Origin of the sequence: Nocardioides sp. TRM66260-LWL (assembly GCF_020075545.1) — a bacterium.
Lineage (GTDB): Bacteria > Actinomycetota > Actinomycetes > Propionibacteriales > Nocardioidaceae > Nocardioides.
This window is the reverse complement of record NZ_JAIQZK010000006.1, coordinates 196,609-214,041: the sequence shown is the minus strand read 5'-3', so window position 1 is coordinate 214,041 and position 17,433 is coordinate 196,609. Positions and strand designations below refer to the sequence as shown.

General features: G+C 74.7%; 16 protein-coding genes. 13 read left to right on the top strand and 3 right to left on the bottom strand.

The features are described 5' to 3' along the window. Positions 1–4: 4 nt before the first annotated feature. Positions 5–514, top strand: coding sequence for a DUF427 domain-containing protein (locus tag K8Z61_RS15075; protein ID WP_224130706.1), 510 nt, complete (start codon positions 5–7; stop codon positions 512–514). Positions 515–631: 117 nt separating this feature from the next. Here K8Z61_RS15075 and K8Z61_RS15070 read toward each other — a convergent pair whose 3' ends face one another. Then, the gene (locus tag K8Z61_RS15070) at positions 632–2,059 is read right to left on the bottom strand and encodes an OFA family MFS transporter (protein ID WP_224130705.1); all 1,428 of its coding nucleotides are present in this window, start codon (positions 2,057–2,059) and stop codon (positions 632–634) included. 258 nt (positions 2,060–2,317) lie between these two features. Here K8Z61_RS15070 and K8Z61_RS15065 point away from each other — a divergent pair, with 258 nt between their 5' ends. From K8Z61_RS15065 to K8Z61_RS15030, 8 genes are all read left to right on the top strand, one after another. Then, complete coding sequence (locus tag K8Z61_RS15065) at positions 2,318–2,947, top strand: hypothetical protein (protein ID WP_224130704.1); 630 nt, start codon at positions 2,318–2,320, stop codon at positions 2,945–2,947. 143 nt (positions 2,948–3,090) lie between these two features. Then, complete coding sequence (locus tag K8Z61_RS15060) at positions 3,091–3,813, top strand: DUF305 domain-containing protein (RefSeq protein ID WP_224130703.1); 723 nt, start codon at positions 3,091–3,093, stop codon at positions 3,811–3,813. 126 nt (positions 3,814–3,939) lie between these two features. Next, on the top strand, positions 3,940–4,128 hold the full coding sequence (locus K8Z61_RS15055) for a hypothetical protein (protein WP_224130702.1): 189 nt from the start codon (positions 3,940–3,942) through the stop codon (positions 4,126–4,128). Beyond that, positions 4,125–5,789 (top strand): potassium-transporting ATPase subunit KdpA, encoded by a 1,665-nt coding sequence (gene kdpA, locus K8Z61_RS15050; protein ID WP_224130701.1) that lies wholly within the window; start codon positions 4,125–4,127, stop codon positions 5,787–5,789. The genes K8Z61_RS15055 and kdpA overlap by 4 nt, the downstream gene beginning before the upstream one ends. Further along, on the top strand, positions 5,786–7,888 hold the full coding sequence (gene kdpB / locus K8Z61_RS15045; protein WP_224130700.1) for a potassium-transporting ATPase subunit KdpB: 2,103 nt from the start codon (positions 5,786–5,788) through the stop codon (positions 7,886–7,888). Before kdpA ends, kdpB begins: the two co-directional genes overlap by 4 nt. Positions 7,889–7,926: 38 nt before the next feature. Then, positions 7,927–8,553 carry a potassium-transporting ATPase subunit KdpC gene (gene kdpC, locus K8Z61_RS15040; RefSeq protein WP_224130699.1) on the top strand — a complete coding sequence of 209 codons (627 nt, stop codon included), beginning with the start codon at positions 7,927–7,929 and terminating at the stop codon, positions 8,551–8,553. Positions 8,554–8,560: 7 nt separating this feature from the next. Continuing rightward, entirely contained in the window at positions 8,561–11,179 is a 2,619-nt protein-coding gene (locus K8Z61_RS15035; RefSeq protein ID WP_224130698.1) for a DUF4118 domain-containing protein, read from the top strand. Beyond that, positions 11,176–11,853, top strand: a complete 678-nt coding sequence (locus tag K8Z61_RS15030) for a response regulator (RefSeq protein ID WP_224130697.1) — start codon at positions 11,176–11,178, stop codon at positions 11,851–11,853. Before K8Z61_RS15035 ends, K8Z61_RS15030 begins: the two co-directional genes overlap by 4 nt. Here the strand turns inward: K8Z61_RS15030 and K8Z61_RS15025 are convergent. Next, positions 11,835–12,260, bottom strand: a complete 426-nt coding sequence (locus tag K8Z61_RS15025) for a hypothetical protein (protein ID WP_224130696.1) — start codon at positions 12,258–12,260, stop codon at positions 11,835–11,837. The genes K8Z61_RS15030 and K8Z61_RS15025 overlap by 19 nt on opposite strands. A gap of 156 nt (positions 12,261–12,416) precedes the next feature. Between K8Z61_RS15025 and K8Z61_RS15020 the strand changes: the two genes are divergently transcribed. The 3 genes from K8Z61_RS15020 (at position 12,417) to K8Z61_RS15010 (ending at position 15,969) form a co-directional block, all read left to right on the top strand. Next, positions 12,417–14,426 (top strand): amino acid transporter, encoded by a 2,010-nt coding sequence (locus tag K8Z61_RS15020; RefSeq protein WP_374227969.1) that lies wholly within the window; start codon positions 12,417–12,419, stop codon positions 14,424–14,426. A 203-nt stretch (positions 14,427–14,629) separates the two neighbouring features. Next, positions 14,630–15,160, top strand: coding sequence for a gamma carbonic anhydrase family protein (locus K8Z61_RS15015; protein ID WP_224130695.1), 531 nt, complete (start codon positions 14,630–14,632; stop codon positions 15,158–15,160). Then, positions 15,157–15,969 carry a crotonase/enoyl-CoA hydratase family protein gene (locus tag K8Z61_RS15010; RefSeq protein ID WP_224130694.1) on the top strand — a complete coding sequence of 271 codons (813 nt, stop codon included), beginning with the start codon at positions 15,157–15,159 and terminating at the stop codon, positions 15,967–15,969. Before K8Z61_RS15015 ends, K8Z61_RS15010 begins: the two co-directional genes overlap by 4 nt. 71 nt (positions 15,970–16,040) lie before the next feature. Here K8Z61_RS15010 and K8Z61_RS15005 read toward each other — a convergent pair whose 3' ends face one another. Beyond that, complete coding sequence (locus K8Z61_RS15005) at positions 16,041–16,478, bottom strand: hypothetical protein (RefSeq protein ID WP_224130693.1); 438 nt, start codon at positions 16,476–16,478, stop codon at positions 16,041–16,043. A gap of 62 nt (positions 16,479–16,540) precedes the next feature. Here K8Z61_RS15005 and K8Z61_RS15000 point away from each other — a divergent pair, with 62 nt between their 5' ends. Continuing rightward, positions 16,541–17,419, top strand: coding sequence for a MoxR family ATPase (locus tag K8Z61_RS15000; protein ID WP_224130692.1), 879 nt, complete (start codon positions 16,541–16,543; stop codon positions 17,417–17,419). Positions 17,420–17,433 lie beyond the last annotated feature (14 nt).

The window sequence follows — 17,433 nt, the reverse complement described above, 5'->3', positions numbered from 1 at the left end:
GGGCATGCGCCATCCCGTGCCCGACAAGCCCGGACCCGGCCAGGAGTCGGTCTGGGACTACCCGCGTCCCCCCGCCCTCGTGCTGGCCCGCGAGCGGGTCGAGATCCACCTCGGCGGCCGGCTCGTCGCCGCGACCGACGAGGTGTGGAAGGTGCTCGAGACGAGCCACCCGCCGACGTACTACCTGCCGCGCGAGGCGTTCGCCGCCGGCGTCCTGCGTCCGGCCGCCGGGTCCAGCCACTGCGAGTGGAAGGGCCAGGCCGCCTACCTCGACGTCGTCGGCGGCGCACCCGGCGCCGAGGTCGTCGCGCCACGCGCCGCCTGGACCTACCCCGAGCCGACGCCGCGGTTCGTCGACCTGGCCCACGCCGTGGCCGTCATGGCCGCGCAGATGGACCGCTGCACCGTCGACGGCGAGACCGTCACCCCGCAGCCGGGCGGCTTCTACGGCGGCTGGATCACCTCGAAGGTCTCCGGGCCGTTCAAGGGCATCCCGGGCAGCTGGGGCTGGTGACCGGCGGCGCTCAGCCGAACAGCGCGGAGGCCTTGCGGACCGTCTCGACCAGGCCGTAGGCGATCGGGACGCCGACCAGCGTCCAGGCGCCGATCAGGCGCAGGCGCAGCGTGGGGCTCATGCGGAGGTCCTTCCGGTCTCGGCGGGCGAGGGGGTCGGTGCGCTGGACGTCGCGCCGGGGGCGGCCGGCTGGTGGAAGCGGGCGGCGACCGGCCGGACGAGCAGGTTGGCCACGCTCGCGACCGCGAGCAGCCCGACCATGGTGAGCAGGGCCGGTCGGTAGGCCTCCGCCGTGAGCGAGCCGGGCTCGCCCTGGGCGTCGAGGAACCGGTTGACGATGAGCGGCCCGGCGATGCCGGCGGCCGACCACGCCGTCAGCAGCCGGCCGTGGATCGCGCCCACCTGGTAGGTGCCGAACAGGTCGCGCAGGTAGGCGGGGATGGTCGCGAAGCCGCCGCCGTAGAACGAGATGATCACGGCGGCCAGCAGCACGAACAGCACGGTGGACGAGCCGCCGAGCAGGGCGAGCAGCACGTAGCACGCCAGGCCCGCGCCCAGGTAGAGCACGTAGGTGCGCTGGCGGCCGAGCAGGTCGCTGGTCGTCGACCAGACGAACCGTCCGGCCATGTTGGCGAGCGACAGCAGGCCGACGAAGCCGCCGGCGGCCGCGGCGGTGATCGTCGAGGCGCCGTTGTCGCGGAAGAAGTCCTGGATCATCGGCGAGGCCTGCTCGAGGATGCCGATGCCGGCCGTCACGTTGCAGAACAGCACCACCCAGAGCAGGTAGAACTGCGGGGTGCGCAGCGCGTCGTGCGCGGAGACGCTCGCGGTGGTCACCAGCGGCTGGGCCCGCACCGCGGTGGCGTCGAAGCCGGCCGGCGTCCAGCCCTCGGGGGGCACGCGGACGGTGAGCGCGCCGAAGGTCATGAGCACCGCGTAGCCGGCGGCGAGCGTCACGAAGAGCAGCGCGACGGCGTCGCCGGACGCCACCGACTTCGGGTCGGTGGGCGTGAAGCCGGAGTCGTAGAGGGCCAGCAGGCGGCCCGAGAGCGGGGACGCGATCAGCGCGCCGCCGCCGAAGCCCATGATCGCCAGGCCGGTGGCCAGGCCCGGGCGGTCGGGGAACCACTTGATCAGGGTCGAGACCGGCGAGATGTAGCCCAGGCCCAGGCCGATGCCGCCGATCACGCCGTAGCCCAGGAAGACCAGCCACAGCGCGCCCAGGTGGATGCCGAGCGCGGCCACCAGGAAGCCGGTGACCCAGAACGCCGCCGAGGCCGCCATCGCGGCGCGCGGGCCGTTGCGGTCGACCCAGGTTCCGCCGAAGCCGGCTGCGAGGCCGAGCATGGCGATGGCCACCGAGAAGATCAGGCCGATCGTCGTGCCGCTGGTGTCGAAGCGGTCGACGAGCGCGGTCTTGTAGACGCTGGTGGCGTACACCTGGCCGATGCACAGGTGCACGGCGAGCGCGGCCGGCGGCACCAGCCAGCGGCTGTGGCCGGGGCGGGCGACGATGCGCTCGCGGGCGAGGAACGACGGGACCACGGGGCTCCCCTTTCCGAGATCTCCGAGAGCGGCGACGACCCGAGACGGCCGCGGCGGGACGGCCCGGGATCGGGCCGTCGACCGGTCTACCACGCGTGACGGTCGTCACCGAGCCGCGCCACCACCCCAGGGGAGAGGTCCGCTCACGTGGACGCGCGACCGGAGGGGGGCGGCGTCTGGTTCCATGGCGCCGCAGCGCTGATCTCGGGAGCGCGGCCAGGCCCTGGGCCAGACCCCCGTCCCCGAGCAGGAAGCACCATGACCGAGACCTTCATCGAGACCCCCGAGGAGCCGACCTCGGACTTCCTCCAGGTGATCGCCGCGATCCTCCTGGGCATCGCCGCCACGCTGACCGCCTTCTCCGCCTACAACTCCGCGCTCACCGACGGCGAGGCGCTGCAGGGCTACACCGAGGCGAGCCAGAAGCTGGCCGACAGCAACTTCTACTACGGCCAGGGCAACCAGGTCGAGGCCGGCGACCGCGCCCTCTTCGTCGCCTACGCGACCGCGACGCAGGACGACAAGGCCGACCTCGCCGAGTACCTCAAGACGCTCATGCGCCCCGAGCTCGTCGAGGCCGTCGACTGGTGGGTGGACGCGAAGGACGCGGTCACGCCGTTCGACGAGGCCGACGACAACCCGTACGAGAACGCCGACTACGCCGAGGGCCAGGCCCAGGGCGAGGCGTCCAAGCAGACCTACGAGGAGGCCAAGGCCGCCGACGAGCGCGGCGACAAGTTCGAGCTCGCCACGGTCTTCTTGGCCCTGACGCTGTTCTTCGGCGGCATCGCGACCCTCTTCTCGCGACGGTCGGTGCGGCTCACGCTGCTCGTGGTCGGCACCGGCACGCTGGCGTTCGGCTCCTCCATCCTCCTCGGCGCGCTCTGACCGCCAGGCGACCCGGCTGCCCCGACCGCGCCTGAGCGCGTGGGAGGATCGCCGTCGTCGCGTCGGACGCCGCGTCCGACGCGACGGCGGCCGCCAGCCGGGCCGCCAGCCCGAGCCCGCCGACCCGCGCCGAGGAGACGACCGTGCCGCAGCCCCGCGTCCGCACCGCGTCGGCGGCGATCGCCCTCGTGCTCGCGGGCACGGCGGCCCTGGGCGGCTGCGGATCCGGGTCGGACGCCGGCCCGGCGCCGGCGATCGTCACCGGCTCGGGCTCCGGATCCTCCGCATCCCCCGCGCCGTCCGCCTCCGCCACGTCGCCGAGCCCGCTGACGCCGACCGCTCCGGCCACGGCGTCCTACACGGCCGCCGACGTCGAGTTCGCGGCCGCGATGCTCGTCTACCAGTCTCAGGGCATGGCGCTGGTGGAGATGCTCCGCGGCCGTGCCGTGGAGCCGCGGGTCAGCCTGCTCGCGGCGACGATCGCCGCCGGCCAGGCGCCGGTGGTGCCGCGCACCGCGCGCTGGCTGCGCACGTGGGGGGAGTCGGCGGCGACCGTCCGGGCCCTGCGCGCCGGCGTCGTCCCCGGGCCGCGGGTGCGCCCGGTGCTCGGCGAGCCCTTCGGCCCCGGCGTCAGCAGCACCCCGGGCCTGCTCACCGCCGCCGAGCTGCGCGCCCTCGCCCGCATCCGCGACGTCGACGCGTTCACCACCGCCTGGGCCACCGCGATGGTGCGGCACCACGGCGGGGCCGTCGAGGTCGCCCGCGTCGAGCTGCGCGACGGACGGTGGCCGCAGGCGCGGACGCTGGCGCAGCAGATCGTCGACGTGCAGTCGGCCGAGATCCTGAGCCTGCGCGGCCTGATCTGATCCCGCGCCCGGCGCCGGTGACCCGGCTCACCGGCCGGGCAGGGTGTCGTCAAGATCGTCGCCCCGAGCGTCAGGGAAGCATCAGGATCGGCAGGTCGGGAGTCGTCAGGGGCCTATCAATCAGGTGTGTCCGACCTGCTCTACGTGCTCGTGACGCTGCTGTCGTTCGGATCCCTGGCGCTGCTCGCCGGGCTGATCGACCGCCGCCTCGCCGACCCCGACTCCGACCATGACGCCGACGTCCCGGGCTCCGCCGCCGACGCGCGCCCCGCCGACGCCGCCGTGCCCGCGACCAGCAACGGGGGTCGACGATGAGCCAGACCCTCCCGGCGCTCGGCCAGATCGCGGTGCTCGTCGTCGCGCTGGCCGTGGCCGTGCCGTTCCTCGGCCGCCTGCTCGCCCACGTCTACACCAGCGAGCGGCACTGGCGCGTGGAGTCGGCCGCCTACCGCGTGCTGCGGCTCGACCCCGACGCCGACCAGCACTGGCGCGTCTACGCGCTGTCGGTGCTGGCCTTCTCGATGGTCGGGGTCTTCGCCGTCTACGCGATCGCGCGCCTCCAGCCGCACCTGCCGGCCTCGATCGGCATGGCGTCCTTCCCGGCCGACGGCGCCTGGAACACCGCGGTCTCCTTCGTCACCAACACCAACTGGCAGTGGTACTCGGGCGAGTCCGCCGCGGGCAACCTGCTCCAGGCGTCCGGCCTGGCGGTGCAGAACTTCGTGTCGGCCGCGGTCGGCCTCTGCGTCGCCGCGGCCCTGGCCCGGGGCCTGGCGCGGCAGCGCGCGGGCGGCCGGGTCGGCAACTTCTGGGCCGACCTCACCCGCACCTGCGTGCGGGTGCTGCTGCCCGGCGCCTTCGTCGCAGCCCTCGTCCTGGTGGCCCTCGGCGTGGTGCAGAACCTCGCGGGCGCCCGCACGATCACGACCCTCGACGGCGGCTCACAGAGCCTGCCGGGCGGCCCGATCGCCAGCCAGGAGGCGATCAAGCAGCTCGGCACCAACGGCGGCGGGCCCTACAACGCCAACTCCGCCCACCCGTTCGAGAACCCGACGCCGCTGAGCGACCTCTTCGCGGTCTTCCTCATGCTCGTGCTGCCCTTCGCGATGGCCTGGGCGTTCGGGCTGATCGTCCGCGACCGGCGCCAGGGCGGGGTCGTCATCGCCGTCATGACGGCGCTGCTCGGCACGTCCATCGGCCTGCTCACGTGGGCCGAGATGGCCGGTCACGGCACCGCGCCGCAGCTGGCCGGCGCCGCCATGGAGGGCAAGGAGGTGCGCTTCGGCGAGGCCGCCAGCGCGCTCTTCGCGGCCGCCACCACCGGCACCTCGACGGGCGCCGTCAACGCCACCCACGACTCGCTGACCGCCGCCGGCGGCGGCCTCGCGATGTTCAACATGATGCTCGGCGAGATCGCGCCGGGCGGCACCGGATCGGGTCTCTACGGGATGCTGATGCTGGCCGTCGTGACGGTGTTCATCGCCGGTCTGATGGTCGGCCGCACCCCTGAGTACCTCGGCAAGAAGATCGGCCAGCGCGAGATGATGCTGGTGGCCGGCTACGTGCTCGCCACGCCGGTGCTCGTGCTCGCCGGCATCGCGGTGGCGATCACCGCGAAGGACGGCCTCGCGGGGCTCCAGGAGTCCGGCCCACACGGGCTCTCCGAGGCCCTCTACGCGGTGACCTCGGCGTCGAACAACAACGGCTCGGCCTTCGGCGGCCTCACGTCCGGCACGCCGTTCTGGAACACGCTGCTGGGCCTGCTGATGCTCTTCGGCCGGTTCCTGCCGATCGTCCTCGTGCTCGCCCTGGCCGGCCGGTTCGCCGCCGCCCGGACGCTGCCCGCCGGCCCCGGCACCCTGCCCACCCACCGACCCCTGTTCGCCGTGCTGCTGGGGGGTGTGGCGCTGGTGCTCGTCGGCCTGACCTACGTGCCCGTGCTCTCCCTCGGCCCGATCGCGGAGGCCCTCTCGTGACCACCACCCAGCTCACCCCCAACGGCCAGGCCCCCGGCTCGTCCCCCGAGCCCGACGACCACGCCGGCACCCGCCAGTCCGCGCTCGGCCTCGGCCGCCGCCAGGTCGTCGAGGCCCTGCCCGCGGCCCTGCGCAAGCTCAACCCGCTCGAGCTCGTCCGCACCCCCGTGATGCTGGTCGTCGAGATCGGCGCGGTGGTGACCACCGTGCTCTCGGTCGGCGACCCCAGCACCCTCGGCGTCATGGTCACCGTCTGGCTGTGGCTCACCGTGCTCTTCGGCACCTACGCCGAGGCGGTCGCCGAGGGCCGTGGCAAGGCGCAGGCCGCGAGCCTGCGCGCCCTGCAGGCCGAGACCGACGCGCGCCGCCGGCTCAAGGACGGCAGCCACGAGCTGGTGCCCTCGACCAGCCTGCGCGCCGGCGACGTCGTCCTCGTCGAGGCCGGGGAGCGCATCCCCGGCGACGGCGAGGTGATCGAGGGCGTCGCGTCGGTCGACGAGTCGGCCGTCACCGGCGAGTCCGCGCCGGTGATCCGCGAGTCGGGCGGCGACCGCAGCGCCGTCACCGGCGGCACCGTGGTGCTCTCCGACCGGATCCTGGTGCGCATCTCCAGCGACCCCGGCTCCTCGTTCGTCGACCGGATGATCGCGCTGGTGGAGGGCTCGCAGCGGCAGCGCACCCCCAACGAGATCGCGCTCGACGTGCTGCTCGGCTCGCTGACGATCATCTTCGGCGTCGTCGTCGCCTCGCTGTACTTCGTCGCCGACTACTCCGACGCCCACCAGTCGGTGCTCGTGCTCGTCGCGCTGCTGGTCTGCCTGATCCCCACCACGATCGGCGCGCTGCTCTCCGCGATCGGCATCGCCGGCATGGACCGCCTCGTGCGCCGCAACGTGCTCGCGATGTCGGGACGCGCGGTCGAGGCCGCGGGCGACGTCGACGTCCTGCTGCTCGACAAGACCGGCACGATCACCTACGGCAACCGCCGCGCCACCGAGCTCCTCGCCGTCGGCGGGGTCGAGCAGGCGGCCCTGGAGCGGGCGGCGCTGCTCTCCTCGCTGGCCGACGAGACCCCCGAGGGCCGCAGCATCGTCGAGCTGGTGCGGGCCACGACGCCGACCCTCGCGGACGCCGACGCGCCCGCGGGTGCCGCGCTCGTGGAGTTCTCGGCCGCGACCCGCATGTCGGGCCTCGACGCGCCCGGCCTGGAGCTGCGCAAAGGCGCGGCGAGCGCCGTCCAGGCGTGGGTGCGCGAGCACGGCGGCGTGGTGCCCTCCGACCTCGACGCCGTCGTCGGCGCGGTGAGCGAGCAGGGCGGGACGCCGCTGGTGGTCGCCGAGCGGGAGGCCGAGGGTCGTGCCCGGGTGCTCGGCGTCATCCACCTCGCCGACGTCGTCAAGGACGGCATCGCGGAGCGCTTCGCCGAGCTGCGCGCCATGGGCATCCGCACGGTGATGATCACCGGCGACAACGCGGTGACGGCCCGGGTGATCGCCGAGCGCGCCGGCGTCGACGACGTGCTCGCCGAGGCCACGCCGGAGGACAAGCTCGCGCTGATCCGCCAGGAGCAGCGGGGCGGCCGGATGGTCGCGATGTGCGGCGACGGCACCAACGACGCCCCGGCGCTCGCGCAGGCCGACGTCGGCGTCGCGATGAACACCGGCACGGTGGCGGCCAAGGAGGCCGGCAACATGGTCGACCTCGACTCCGACCCCACCAAGCTGATCGAGGTCGTCGAGATCGGCAAGCAGCTGCTCATCACCCGCGGCGCGCTCACGACGTTCTCGGTGGCCAACGACGTCGCGAAGTACTTCGCGATCCTGCCCGCGATGTTCGTGCCCGCGTTCCCGCAGCTCGACGTCCTCAACGTCATGCGGCTCTCGAGCCCCGGCTCGGCGATCGTCTCGGCGGTGGTGTTCAACGCGCTGGTGATCATCGCGCTCATCCCGCTCGCGCTGCGGGGCGTCCGCTACCGCCCGGCGGCCGCCGCCGACCTGCTGCGCCGCAACCTGCTCGTCTACGGCGTCGGCGGGCTGATCGCGCCGTTCGTGGGCATCAAGCTGCTCGACCTCGTCGTCTCCCTGCTGCCCGGCCTCTGAGCCGGCGCCGCACGGGATCCACCCAGAAGGAACTCGCCATGAAGGACCTCCTCGCCCTCGCCCGCTTCAGCGTGGCCGGGCTCAAGATGATGGTGGCCGCGACGCTGCTGCTCGGCGTGGCCTACCCGCTGGCCGTCACCGGCGTCGCCCACCTCGCCCTGCCCTGGCACGCGGAGGGCTCGCTGCTCACCGCCGCCGGCGCGCACACCGACAGCACCGACGACGCGGTCGGCTCGGCCCTGATCGGCCAGGCCGTCACCGGTCCCCGCGCCGCGGGTCTGTTCCTGCCGCGGCCGTCCGCGGCCGGGGACGGCTACGACGCGCTCGCCTCGGCCGGCTCCAACCTGGGTCCCGAGAGCCCGGACCTCGAGCAGGCCATCCGCGACCGTCGTGCCGAGGTGGCGAAGCGCGAGGGCGTCGACCCCGCCGCGGTGCCGCCGGACGCGCTCACGGCGTCGGCGTCGGGGCTGGACCCGCAGATCTCGCCGGCCTACGCCGCGCTCCAGGTGCCGCGCGTCGCGCAGGCCTCCGGGCTGAGCCAGGAGCAGGTGCGCGCCCTGGTGCAGCGGCACACGTCCGGACGCACGTGGGGCACGCTGGGGGAGCCGCGGGTCGACGTCCTGCGGCTCAACATCGACGTGCTGCAGGCCGAGAGGGGACGATGACCGCGTCATGAGCGACGGGGAGCAGGCGGCCGGGGCCGCGGAGCGGACGCCGGTGGGCCGCCGGGGGCGGCTGACGGTGTACCTGGGCGCCGCTCCCGGCGTCGGCAAGACGTACGCGATGCTCGACGAGGCGCGACGCCGCCGCGAGCGCGGCACCGACGTGGTCGTCGGGTTCGTCGAGACCCACGGCCGGCCGCACACGGTGGCCGCGCTGCAGGGCCTGGAGGTCGTGCCGCGCGCCGAGATCGAGCACCGCGGGACCCTGCTCACCGAGCTCGACGTCGACGCCGTGCTCGCCCGCCGCCCGGCCGTCGTGCTCGTCGACGAGCTCGCGCACACGAACGTGCCCGGCAGCCGGCACGCCAAGCGGCACGAGGACGTCGCGCAGCTGCTGGCGGCCGGCATCGACGTCGTCACCACCGTCAACATCCAGCACCTGGAGTCGCTCAACGACGAGGTCGAGCGCATCACCGGCGTGCGGCAGCGCGAGACCGTGCCCGACGAGGTGGTGCGGGTGGCCGACGCGATCCAGCTCGTCGACATGGCGCCCGAGGCGCTGCGGCGGCGGATGGCGCACGGCAACATCTACCGGCCCGAGAACATCGACGCCTCGCTGACGTCGTACTTCCGCGTCGGCAACCTCACCGCGCTGCGCGAGCTGGCGCTGCTGTGGCTGGCCGACCGGGTCGACGACGCGCTCGGCGACTACCGGCGCCGGCACCGCATCGAGCACCCGTGGCCGACCAAGGAGCGCATCGTCGTCGCGGTCACCGGCGGCGCCGAGAGCGAGACCCTCCTGCGCCGCGGCGCCCGGCTGGCCCAGCGCGCGGCCGGCTCGGAGCTGCTGGCCCTGCACGTCGTCTCGGCCGACGGCCTGCGCACCGCCGACGAGCGCGGCCTGGCCCGCACGGTCGAGCTGGTGCGGGCGCTCGGCGGCAGCTACCACACCGTGGTCGGGGAGGAGGCCGCCGACGCGGTGGTCGACTTCGCCGCCGGCGCCAACGCCACGATGATCGTCGTCGGCACCTCGCGGCACGGCCGGCTCCGGCGCTCCCTGGTCGGCACCACCGGCGACCGCATCGCGCGGCTCGCGGGCAGCATCGACGTCCACCTCGTCACCCACGACCAGGCGCCCAGCGCCGGACGTCCGCGGCCCTGGGGCTCGCCGCTCTCGCGCCGTCGGCAGGTGCTCGGGCTGGTGCTCTCGGTGCTCGCGCCGCTGGCGCTGGCCGAGGTGCTGCGCTGGCCGAGCGGTCCCGACGAGCTCGACCTCGTCACGATGGCCCTGCTGGCCACCTCGGTGCTCGTCTCGCTGGTCGGCGGCCTGCTGCCGGGCGTGATCGGCGCGGTGGTGAGCTTCCTCAGCCTGAACTGGTGGTTCACCGAGCCCACCGGCACCTTCACCGTGGCCGAGCCGCGCAACCTGCTGACCCTCGTGGTGTTCCTGGCCGTCTCGATCGGCGTCGCCACGGTCGTCGACCGCGCGTCGCGCCGCGCCGCCGAGGCGGTGCGGGCGCGCACCGAGGCCGCCACCCTCGGCTCGCTCTCGCGCTCGGTGCTCACCGGGCAGGACACCGCGGAGGCGATCGTCGAGCGGGTGCGCGAGATGTTCGGCCAGCAGGCCGTCGCCCTGCTCGAGCGGGACGACCTCGGCTGGCGCACGGTCGCGGCCTCGGGGGAGCAGCCGCCCGCCGACCCCGCCGACGGCGAGGGCCGCGTCACGATCGACGACGACCACCTGCTGGTGCTCGTCGGCCCCCGCCTGCGGGCCGACGACCGCCGCGTGCTCGAGGCGTTCGGCGTGCAGACCGGCCTGGTGCTGGAGTACCGGCGGCTGCGCGAGCGCGAGCAGCGGGCGGCGGTGCTGGAGTCCGCCGAGGCCACGTCCACCGCGCTGCTGCGGGCGGTCTCGCACGACCTGCGCACGCCGCTGGCCACGATGCGGGCCTCGGTCGACGGCCTCGTCCACGCCGAGCTCGACGCCGACGACCGACGCCACCTGCTCGATGCGGTGGCCTCCTCCAGCGACCAGCTCGAGCGGCTGATCGACAACCTGCTCGACCTCTCCCGGGTCGAGGCCGGGCTGGTGCGCCCGCGGCTCGAGCCGTGCAGCCTCGACGAGGCGCTGCCGCTGGCGATGGCCGGCCTGCCGCCGGGCTCGGTGTGCCTGGAGGTCGAGGAGGACGTGCCCTTCGTGCTCACCGACGCGGGGCTGCTCGAGCGGGTGGTCGCGAACCTGCTGACCAACGCCGTCCGGGCCGCCCGCAGCCCCGCCGCCGCCGCGCCCGGCCAGCCGGTGCGGGTGCTCGCTCACGTGCTGCCCGACGTCGTGGAGATCCTCGTCGTCGACCGCGGCCCCGGCGTCCCCGAGGAGCAGCGCGAGGCGATGTTCGAGCCGTTCCAGCGGCTCGGCGACGGCGGGGGCCCGGCGCTCGGCGTCGGCCTGGGCCTGGGGCTGGCCGTGGCGCGCGGGCTGATCGGGGCCCTGGGTGGCACCCTGAGCGCCGAGGACACCCCCGCCGGCGGCCTGACGATGGTGCTCACCGTGCCGCGGGCGCAGCCCGTCCGGCCCGCCGTCCCGTCCGCCGACGTCCGCGACCCCCTCCCGGAAGGAGCCGAGGCATGAAGCAGCGCGTCCTGGTGATCGACGACGAGCCGGCCCTGGCCCGCGCCCTGGCGATCAACCTGCGCGCCGCGGGCTGGGACGTCGTCACGGCCGCCGACGGTCGCTCGGGCCTCGCGGCGGCCGCCGACACCCACCCCGACGTGGTCGTGCTCGACCTCGGCCTGCCCGACATGGACGGCACCGAGGTGCTGGCCGGGCTGCGGGGCTGGACGACCGTGCCGATCGTCGTCCTCTCCGCGCGGCAGCACGGCGAGGACAAGGTGGAGGCGCTCGACCTCGGCGCCGACGACTACGTCACCAAGCCGTTCGGCATGAGCGAGCTGATGGCCCGGCTGCGGGCGGCCGTGCGTCGCGTGCACCAGGCGCCGCCGACGGAGTCGCTCGAGGTCGGCGACCTCACCGTCGACTTCGCGCGCAAGCGCATCCTCAAGGGCGGCGAGGAGGTGCGGCTGACGCCCACCGAGTGGGCCTTCCTCGACCTGCTGGCCCGCAACGTCGGCCGGCTGGTGCCGCGCGAGGAGATCCTGCGCAAGGTGTGGGGGCCCGGCACCGAGAACCAGACGCACTACCTGCGGGTCTACGCCGCCCAGCTGCGCCGCAAGATCGAGGACGACCCCGCGCACCCGCGCCACCTGATCACCTCGGCGGGGCTGGGCTACATCCTGGAGGCGTGACGACTGCCGGCGCGACCGGCGCGACCGGGTCGACCGGGTCGACCGGCGCGGGCCGCCAGCGCGGCGACGCCGAGCAGGGCCACGAGCCGGGCGGCGTCGGCCGCGTGGAGCGTCAGCCGCCCGGCGTCGTGCGGTGCGTGGGGCTCGAGGAACCCGGTGAGCAGGGCCCAGCCGGTGACGCCGACCAGGAGCGCCAGCCCGGGCGTCAGGGTCAGCGCGCCGGCCGCGACGCCGCCGCCGATCAGCGCCAGCCCGAGCGTCGGGGTCGCGTGGAGCGCCAGGGCGCCGGCCGTCGCGACCGCCAGACCGCCGGCCGCCAGACCGGCCCGCACCTCCGTGACGGCCGCAGCGAGGGACGGGGCGGACGGGGCCGAGGGACCGGGGGACGACGGGTCGAGAGCGGACACACCGTCCAGTCCAGCGCGCACGGGACGTGATCGACACCACCGTTGACGGGATGTCGACGCCGCCACGCGGCCCGGGCGACGAATCCTTACGGATTCTTGACGCCCCGGAGCCGAGAACGGGTCGGATCGGGGGCATCGGCGCGGCAGGCTGGAGCCATGGCCATCGCCACCGACCCCTCCCCGTCGTCCCCGGCGCCCTCGGGCCCGTCCGCGCGCCCCCGGACGCCGGACCGACGCGGGCCGATCGCCCGCTGGCTGCTGGCCGACCTCGGCGACCACCGCAGCCGCGCGGCGGCGCACGGCACGCCGGAGGACGAGGAGCGCCCCGAGGCCGGGCAGCCGTGGTGGCGGGTCATGTGCCTCACCGGCGTCGACTACTTCTCGACTCTGGGCTACCAGCCGGGCATCGCGGCGCTCGCGGCCGGCGTCGTCTCGCCGCTGGCGACGCTGGTGCTCGTCGCGCTGACGCTGCTCGGCGCGCTGCCGGTCTACCGCCGGGTGGCCGCGGAGTCGCCGCACGGCGAGGGCTCGATCGCGATGCTGGAGCGGCTGCTGTCGTTCTGGAAGGGCAAGCTCTTCGTCTTGGTGCTGCTCGGCTTCGCGGCCACCGACTTCCTCATCACCATGACCCTCTCGGCCGCCGACGCCACCGCGCACCTGGTCGAGAACCCCCACGTGCCCGAGGCCTGGCACGGCCACGAGGTGCTCATCACCCTGGTGCTGCTCGCCGCGCTCGGCGCGGTGTTCCTGCGCGGCTTCGGCGAGGCGATCGGCGTCGCGGTGGTGCTGGTCGCCGTCTACCTCGCGCTCAACGCGATCGTCATCGGCGTCGGGCTCTACCACGTGGCCACCGCCCCGTCGGTGATCGCCGACTGGACGAGCGCGCTCACCACCCAGCACGGCAATCCGCTGATGGTCGTGGCGATCGCGCTGATCGTCTTCCCGAAGCTCGCGCTCGGCATGAGCGGCTTCGAGACCGGCGTCGCGGTCATGCCGCAGGTGCGCGGCGCCGCCGGCGACGACCCCGCGCGTCCCGAGGGCCGCATCCGCGACACGCGCCGCCTGCTCACCACGGCCGCCGTCACCATGTCGGTCTTCCTGGTGACCAGCTCGACGGTCACGACGCTGCTCATCCCCGCCGAGCAGTTCCAGCCCGGCGGCGAGGCCAACGGCCGCGCCCTGGCGTTCCTGGCCCACGACTACCTCGGCAACGTCTTCGGCACCGTCTACGACGTCTCGACGATCGCGATCCTGTGGTTCGCCGGCGCCTCGGCGATGGCCGGCATGCTCAACCTGATCCCGCGCTACCTGCCCCGCTACGGCATGGCGCCGGACTGGAGCCGCGCCGTGCGTCCGCTCGTGCTGGTGCTGATCGGCGTCGCCTTCCTCGTCACCTGGATCTTCAAGGCCGACGTCGACGCGCAGGGCGGCGCGTACGCCACCGGCGTGCTGGTGCTGATGACCTCCGCGGCGGTCGCGGTGACCCTCGCCGCGCGCCGCGCCGGGCAGCGACGCGCCACGATCGGGTTCGGCGCGATCGCCGCGGTGTTCGGCTACACGACGGCGAGCAACGTCGTCGAGCGGCCCGACGGCGTCAAGATCGGCGCCTGCTTCATCCTCGCGATCGTGGCCGTCTCGGCGTACTCCCGCGTGCGCCGCGCCTTCGAGCTGCGCATCACGGAGATCGAGCTCGACGCCACCGCCGAGCGGTTCCTCCGCGACTGCGCCCGCCGCTCGATCCGCCTGGTCGCCAACGAGCCCGACGCCGGCGACGCCGCCGAGTACGACGAGAAGGCCCGCCAGACCGTGCGCGACCACGACCTGCGCGAGGAGGGCGACGTCATCTTCGTCGAGGTCACCCTCACCGACCCGTCGGAGTTCGAGAGCCGCCTGCGGGTGCACGGCGAGGTGGTGGCCGGCACCCGCCGGGTGCTGCGCTTCGAGTCGGCCGCCGTGCCGAACGCGCTCGCCGCGCTCGCCCTGCACGTCCGCGACACCACCGGCTCCACCCCGCACCTGTACTTCGAGTGGACCGAGGGCAACCCCGTCGTCCAGTTCCTCCGGTTCCTCTTCTTCGGTCAGGGCGAGGTCGCGCCGGTCACCCGCGAGGTGCTGCGCCGTGCCGAGCCGCACCGCTCGCGGCGGCCGCACGTGCACGTGGGGTGAACCGCTGGCCTTGAGGGTCGGTGACGCGTCAGCCATCGGTCGGTTTCCCCGGGCGCCCGGGGAAACCGACGCTCCGTGACGCGGTGGGCACCGCGGGGCCGGATCCGAGGTGCCGTGCGCGTCACGGAAGGGCTGACGTCGAGTGGTGGGCGTCGGGCCGGTCAGCCGGTCGGATGCGGGCCGCGTCTGGTGGAATGCGCCGCATGAGGCTCATCGAGTTCGAGGGCAAGCGGCCCGTCGTCCATCCCGACGCGTTCGTCGCCGAGACCGCCACGCTGATCGGCGACGTGACGGTCGAGGCCGGCGCGAGCATCTGGTACGGCGCGGTGGTGCGCGCCGACATCTGCACGATCGTGATCAAGGCCGGCACGAACGTGCAGGACAACTCGGTGCTGCACGCGGCGCCGCACGAGACGCTCGTCGTCGGGCCGAACGCCACCATCGGCCACGCGTGCGTGGTGCACGGGCGCGAGGTCGGCGAGAACGCGCTGATCGGCAACGCCTCGACGCTGCTCGACGAGTCGGTCGTCGGGGCGCGGACGCTCGTGGCCGCGGGGTCGGTCGTCACGCCGGGGGCGCGGATCCCCGAGGAGGTGGTCGCCGCGGGCATCCCCGCGAAGCCGACCAAGCCGATCGCCGGCACCTCCTCGGAGTTCTGGGTGCTCACCAACGCCGAGTACTACCGCGAGCTCGCGGCGCGCCACGCCGCCGGCGCGCGGGTGGTCGAGGAGTGAGCGACGCCGGAGTGAGCGGCGCCGGCGTGAACGGGTCGGCGGTGCGCGTCGAGCGGGACGGGCCGGTGACGACGGTCGTCCTGGCGCGGCCGCACGTCCGCAACGCCGTCGACGGGCCGACCGCCGCGGCGCTGCTGGCGGCGTTCGAGGAGTTCGACGCCGACCCGGACGCCGCCGTCGCGGTGCTCTGGGGCGAGGGCGGGGCGTTCTGCGCGGGCGCCGACCTGGCCGGGCTCGGCACCGAGCGGCAGAACGAGATCCACGACGTCGGCGCCGGACCCGGGCCGATGGGGCCGAGTCGGCTGAGGCTCTCCAAGCCCGTGATCGCCGCGATCGAGGGCCCGGCCGTGGCCGGTGGCCTCGAGCTGGCCGCCTGGTGCGACCTGCGGGTCGCCGCCCGCGACGCGATGCTCGGCGTGCTGTGCCGCCGCTGGGGCGTCCCGCTGATCGACGGCGGCACGGTGCGCCTGCCGCGGCTGATCGGGGAGAGCCGGGCGATGGACCTCGTCCTCACCGGGCGTCCGATCGACGCCGTCGAGGCCGAGCGGATCGGCCTGGTCAACCGGCTCGTCGAGCCCGGCGAGGCCCGCTCCGCCGCCGAGGCGCTGGCCCACGAGCTCGCCGCGCTGCCCCAGACCTGCCTGCGCGGCGACCGCGCCGCCGTGCTCGAGAGCGCCGGTCTCGACGAGCAGGAGGCCCTGGCCGTCGAGTGGCGTCACGGCCTGGTCTCGCTGGCCTCCGACGCCCTCGACGGCGCGGCCCGGTTCGTCGGCGGCGCGGGCCGCGGCGGAGTCCCCGAGCGCGCGTGACCCCTTTGTAACGCGGAGTCCCGTCAACTTCCCACCCGTCAGGAGTGGTGGTCAGTTCACGGGACTCCGCGTTACATGCGGGACGCGCGGCCGAGGCAGACCGCGACCAGCGTCCCGGGCGCCCGGCCCTCGTAGGCGGCCCAGCCGCGGTCGAAGGAGACCACGCGGACGACGCCGTCGCCGGTGCGCAGCAGCGCCCGGGCGGGGATGACGGAGGGGCCGAAGCCGGTGGGCGAGCAGCGCTCGCGGGTCATCAGCCGGTCGACGCGGGCGGCCTGGACGGCGTCCTGGGCGGCCGCCGCGGTGCGCTCGGGGCTGCCGGACGCGGCATGCGGCGCGCCGAGCCACGCGGTGAGCAGGACGACGCCGATCGCGCCGACCAGCACGCCCTGCGCGAGGCGGACGAGCGCCAGCACCCGACGCCGGTGCGCGCGGGAGGGCGCGGGGGACGGGCCGGTCGCTGCCGCGGCGGGGGACGCGGCCGACCGCACCGATGCGGTGGGGGGCATGCACGGTCAACGAGCCGGACGCCCCGGGGTGACGTGCGGTGCCGGATGCCACACTGCCGGGCATGAGCAGCAGCTGGTTCGCCTCGCCCGCGGACGCCACCGCCCGGCTGGCCGAGGTCGGCTACCTGGCCGACGAGGCCGCGTCCACCACGACCTTCCTGGCCGGCGCCCTGGAGAAGCCGCTGCTGCTCGAGGGCCCGGCCGGCGTCGGCAAGACCGAGCTCGCCAAGGCCGTGGCCCGCGCGACCGGCGCCGAGCTGGTGCGGCTGCAGTGCTACGAGGGCCTCGACGAGGCCCGCGCGCTGTACGAGTGGAACTACAAGAAGCAGCTGCTGCGCATCCAGGCCAGCCAGGCGTCCGGCGACGGGCAGGGCTGGGACGCCACCCACGACGACATCTTCACCGACGAGTTCCTGCTGACCCGGCCGCTGCTCACCGCGATCCGCCGCGAGGAGCCGACCGTGCTGCTCATCGACGAGGTCGACAAGACCGACGTCGAGGTCGAGGGCCTGCTGCTGGAGGTGCTCTCGGACTTCCAGGTGACGATCCCCGAGCTCGGCACGGTCACCGCCGTGCGCCGGCCGTTCGTCGTGCTCACCTCCAACGCCAGCCGCGAGCTGTCGGAGGCGGTCAAGCGCCGCTGCCTCTACCTGCACCTCGACTACCCCGACCTCGAGCGCGAGCGGGCCATCATCCGCTCGCAGGTCGCCGGGCTGGACGAGGCGCTGGCCACCCAGCTGGTCGCGATGGTCGCGCGGCTGCGCGAGCTGGAGCTGAAGAAGGCGCCCTCGATCGCGGAGTCGGTCGACTGGGCCCGCACGCTGATCGCCCTGGAGATCCGCGACCTCGACGACGCCGCGGTCAGCCGCACCCTCGGCGTCGTGCTCAAGCACGCCTCGGACGCCGAGCGTGCCGTCAAGGAGCTCCGGCTCCCGCGATGAGGCTGCACCGATGA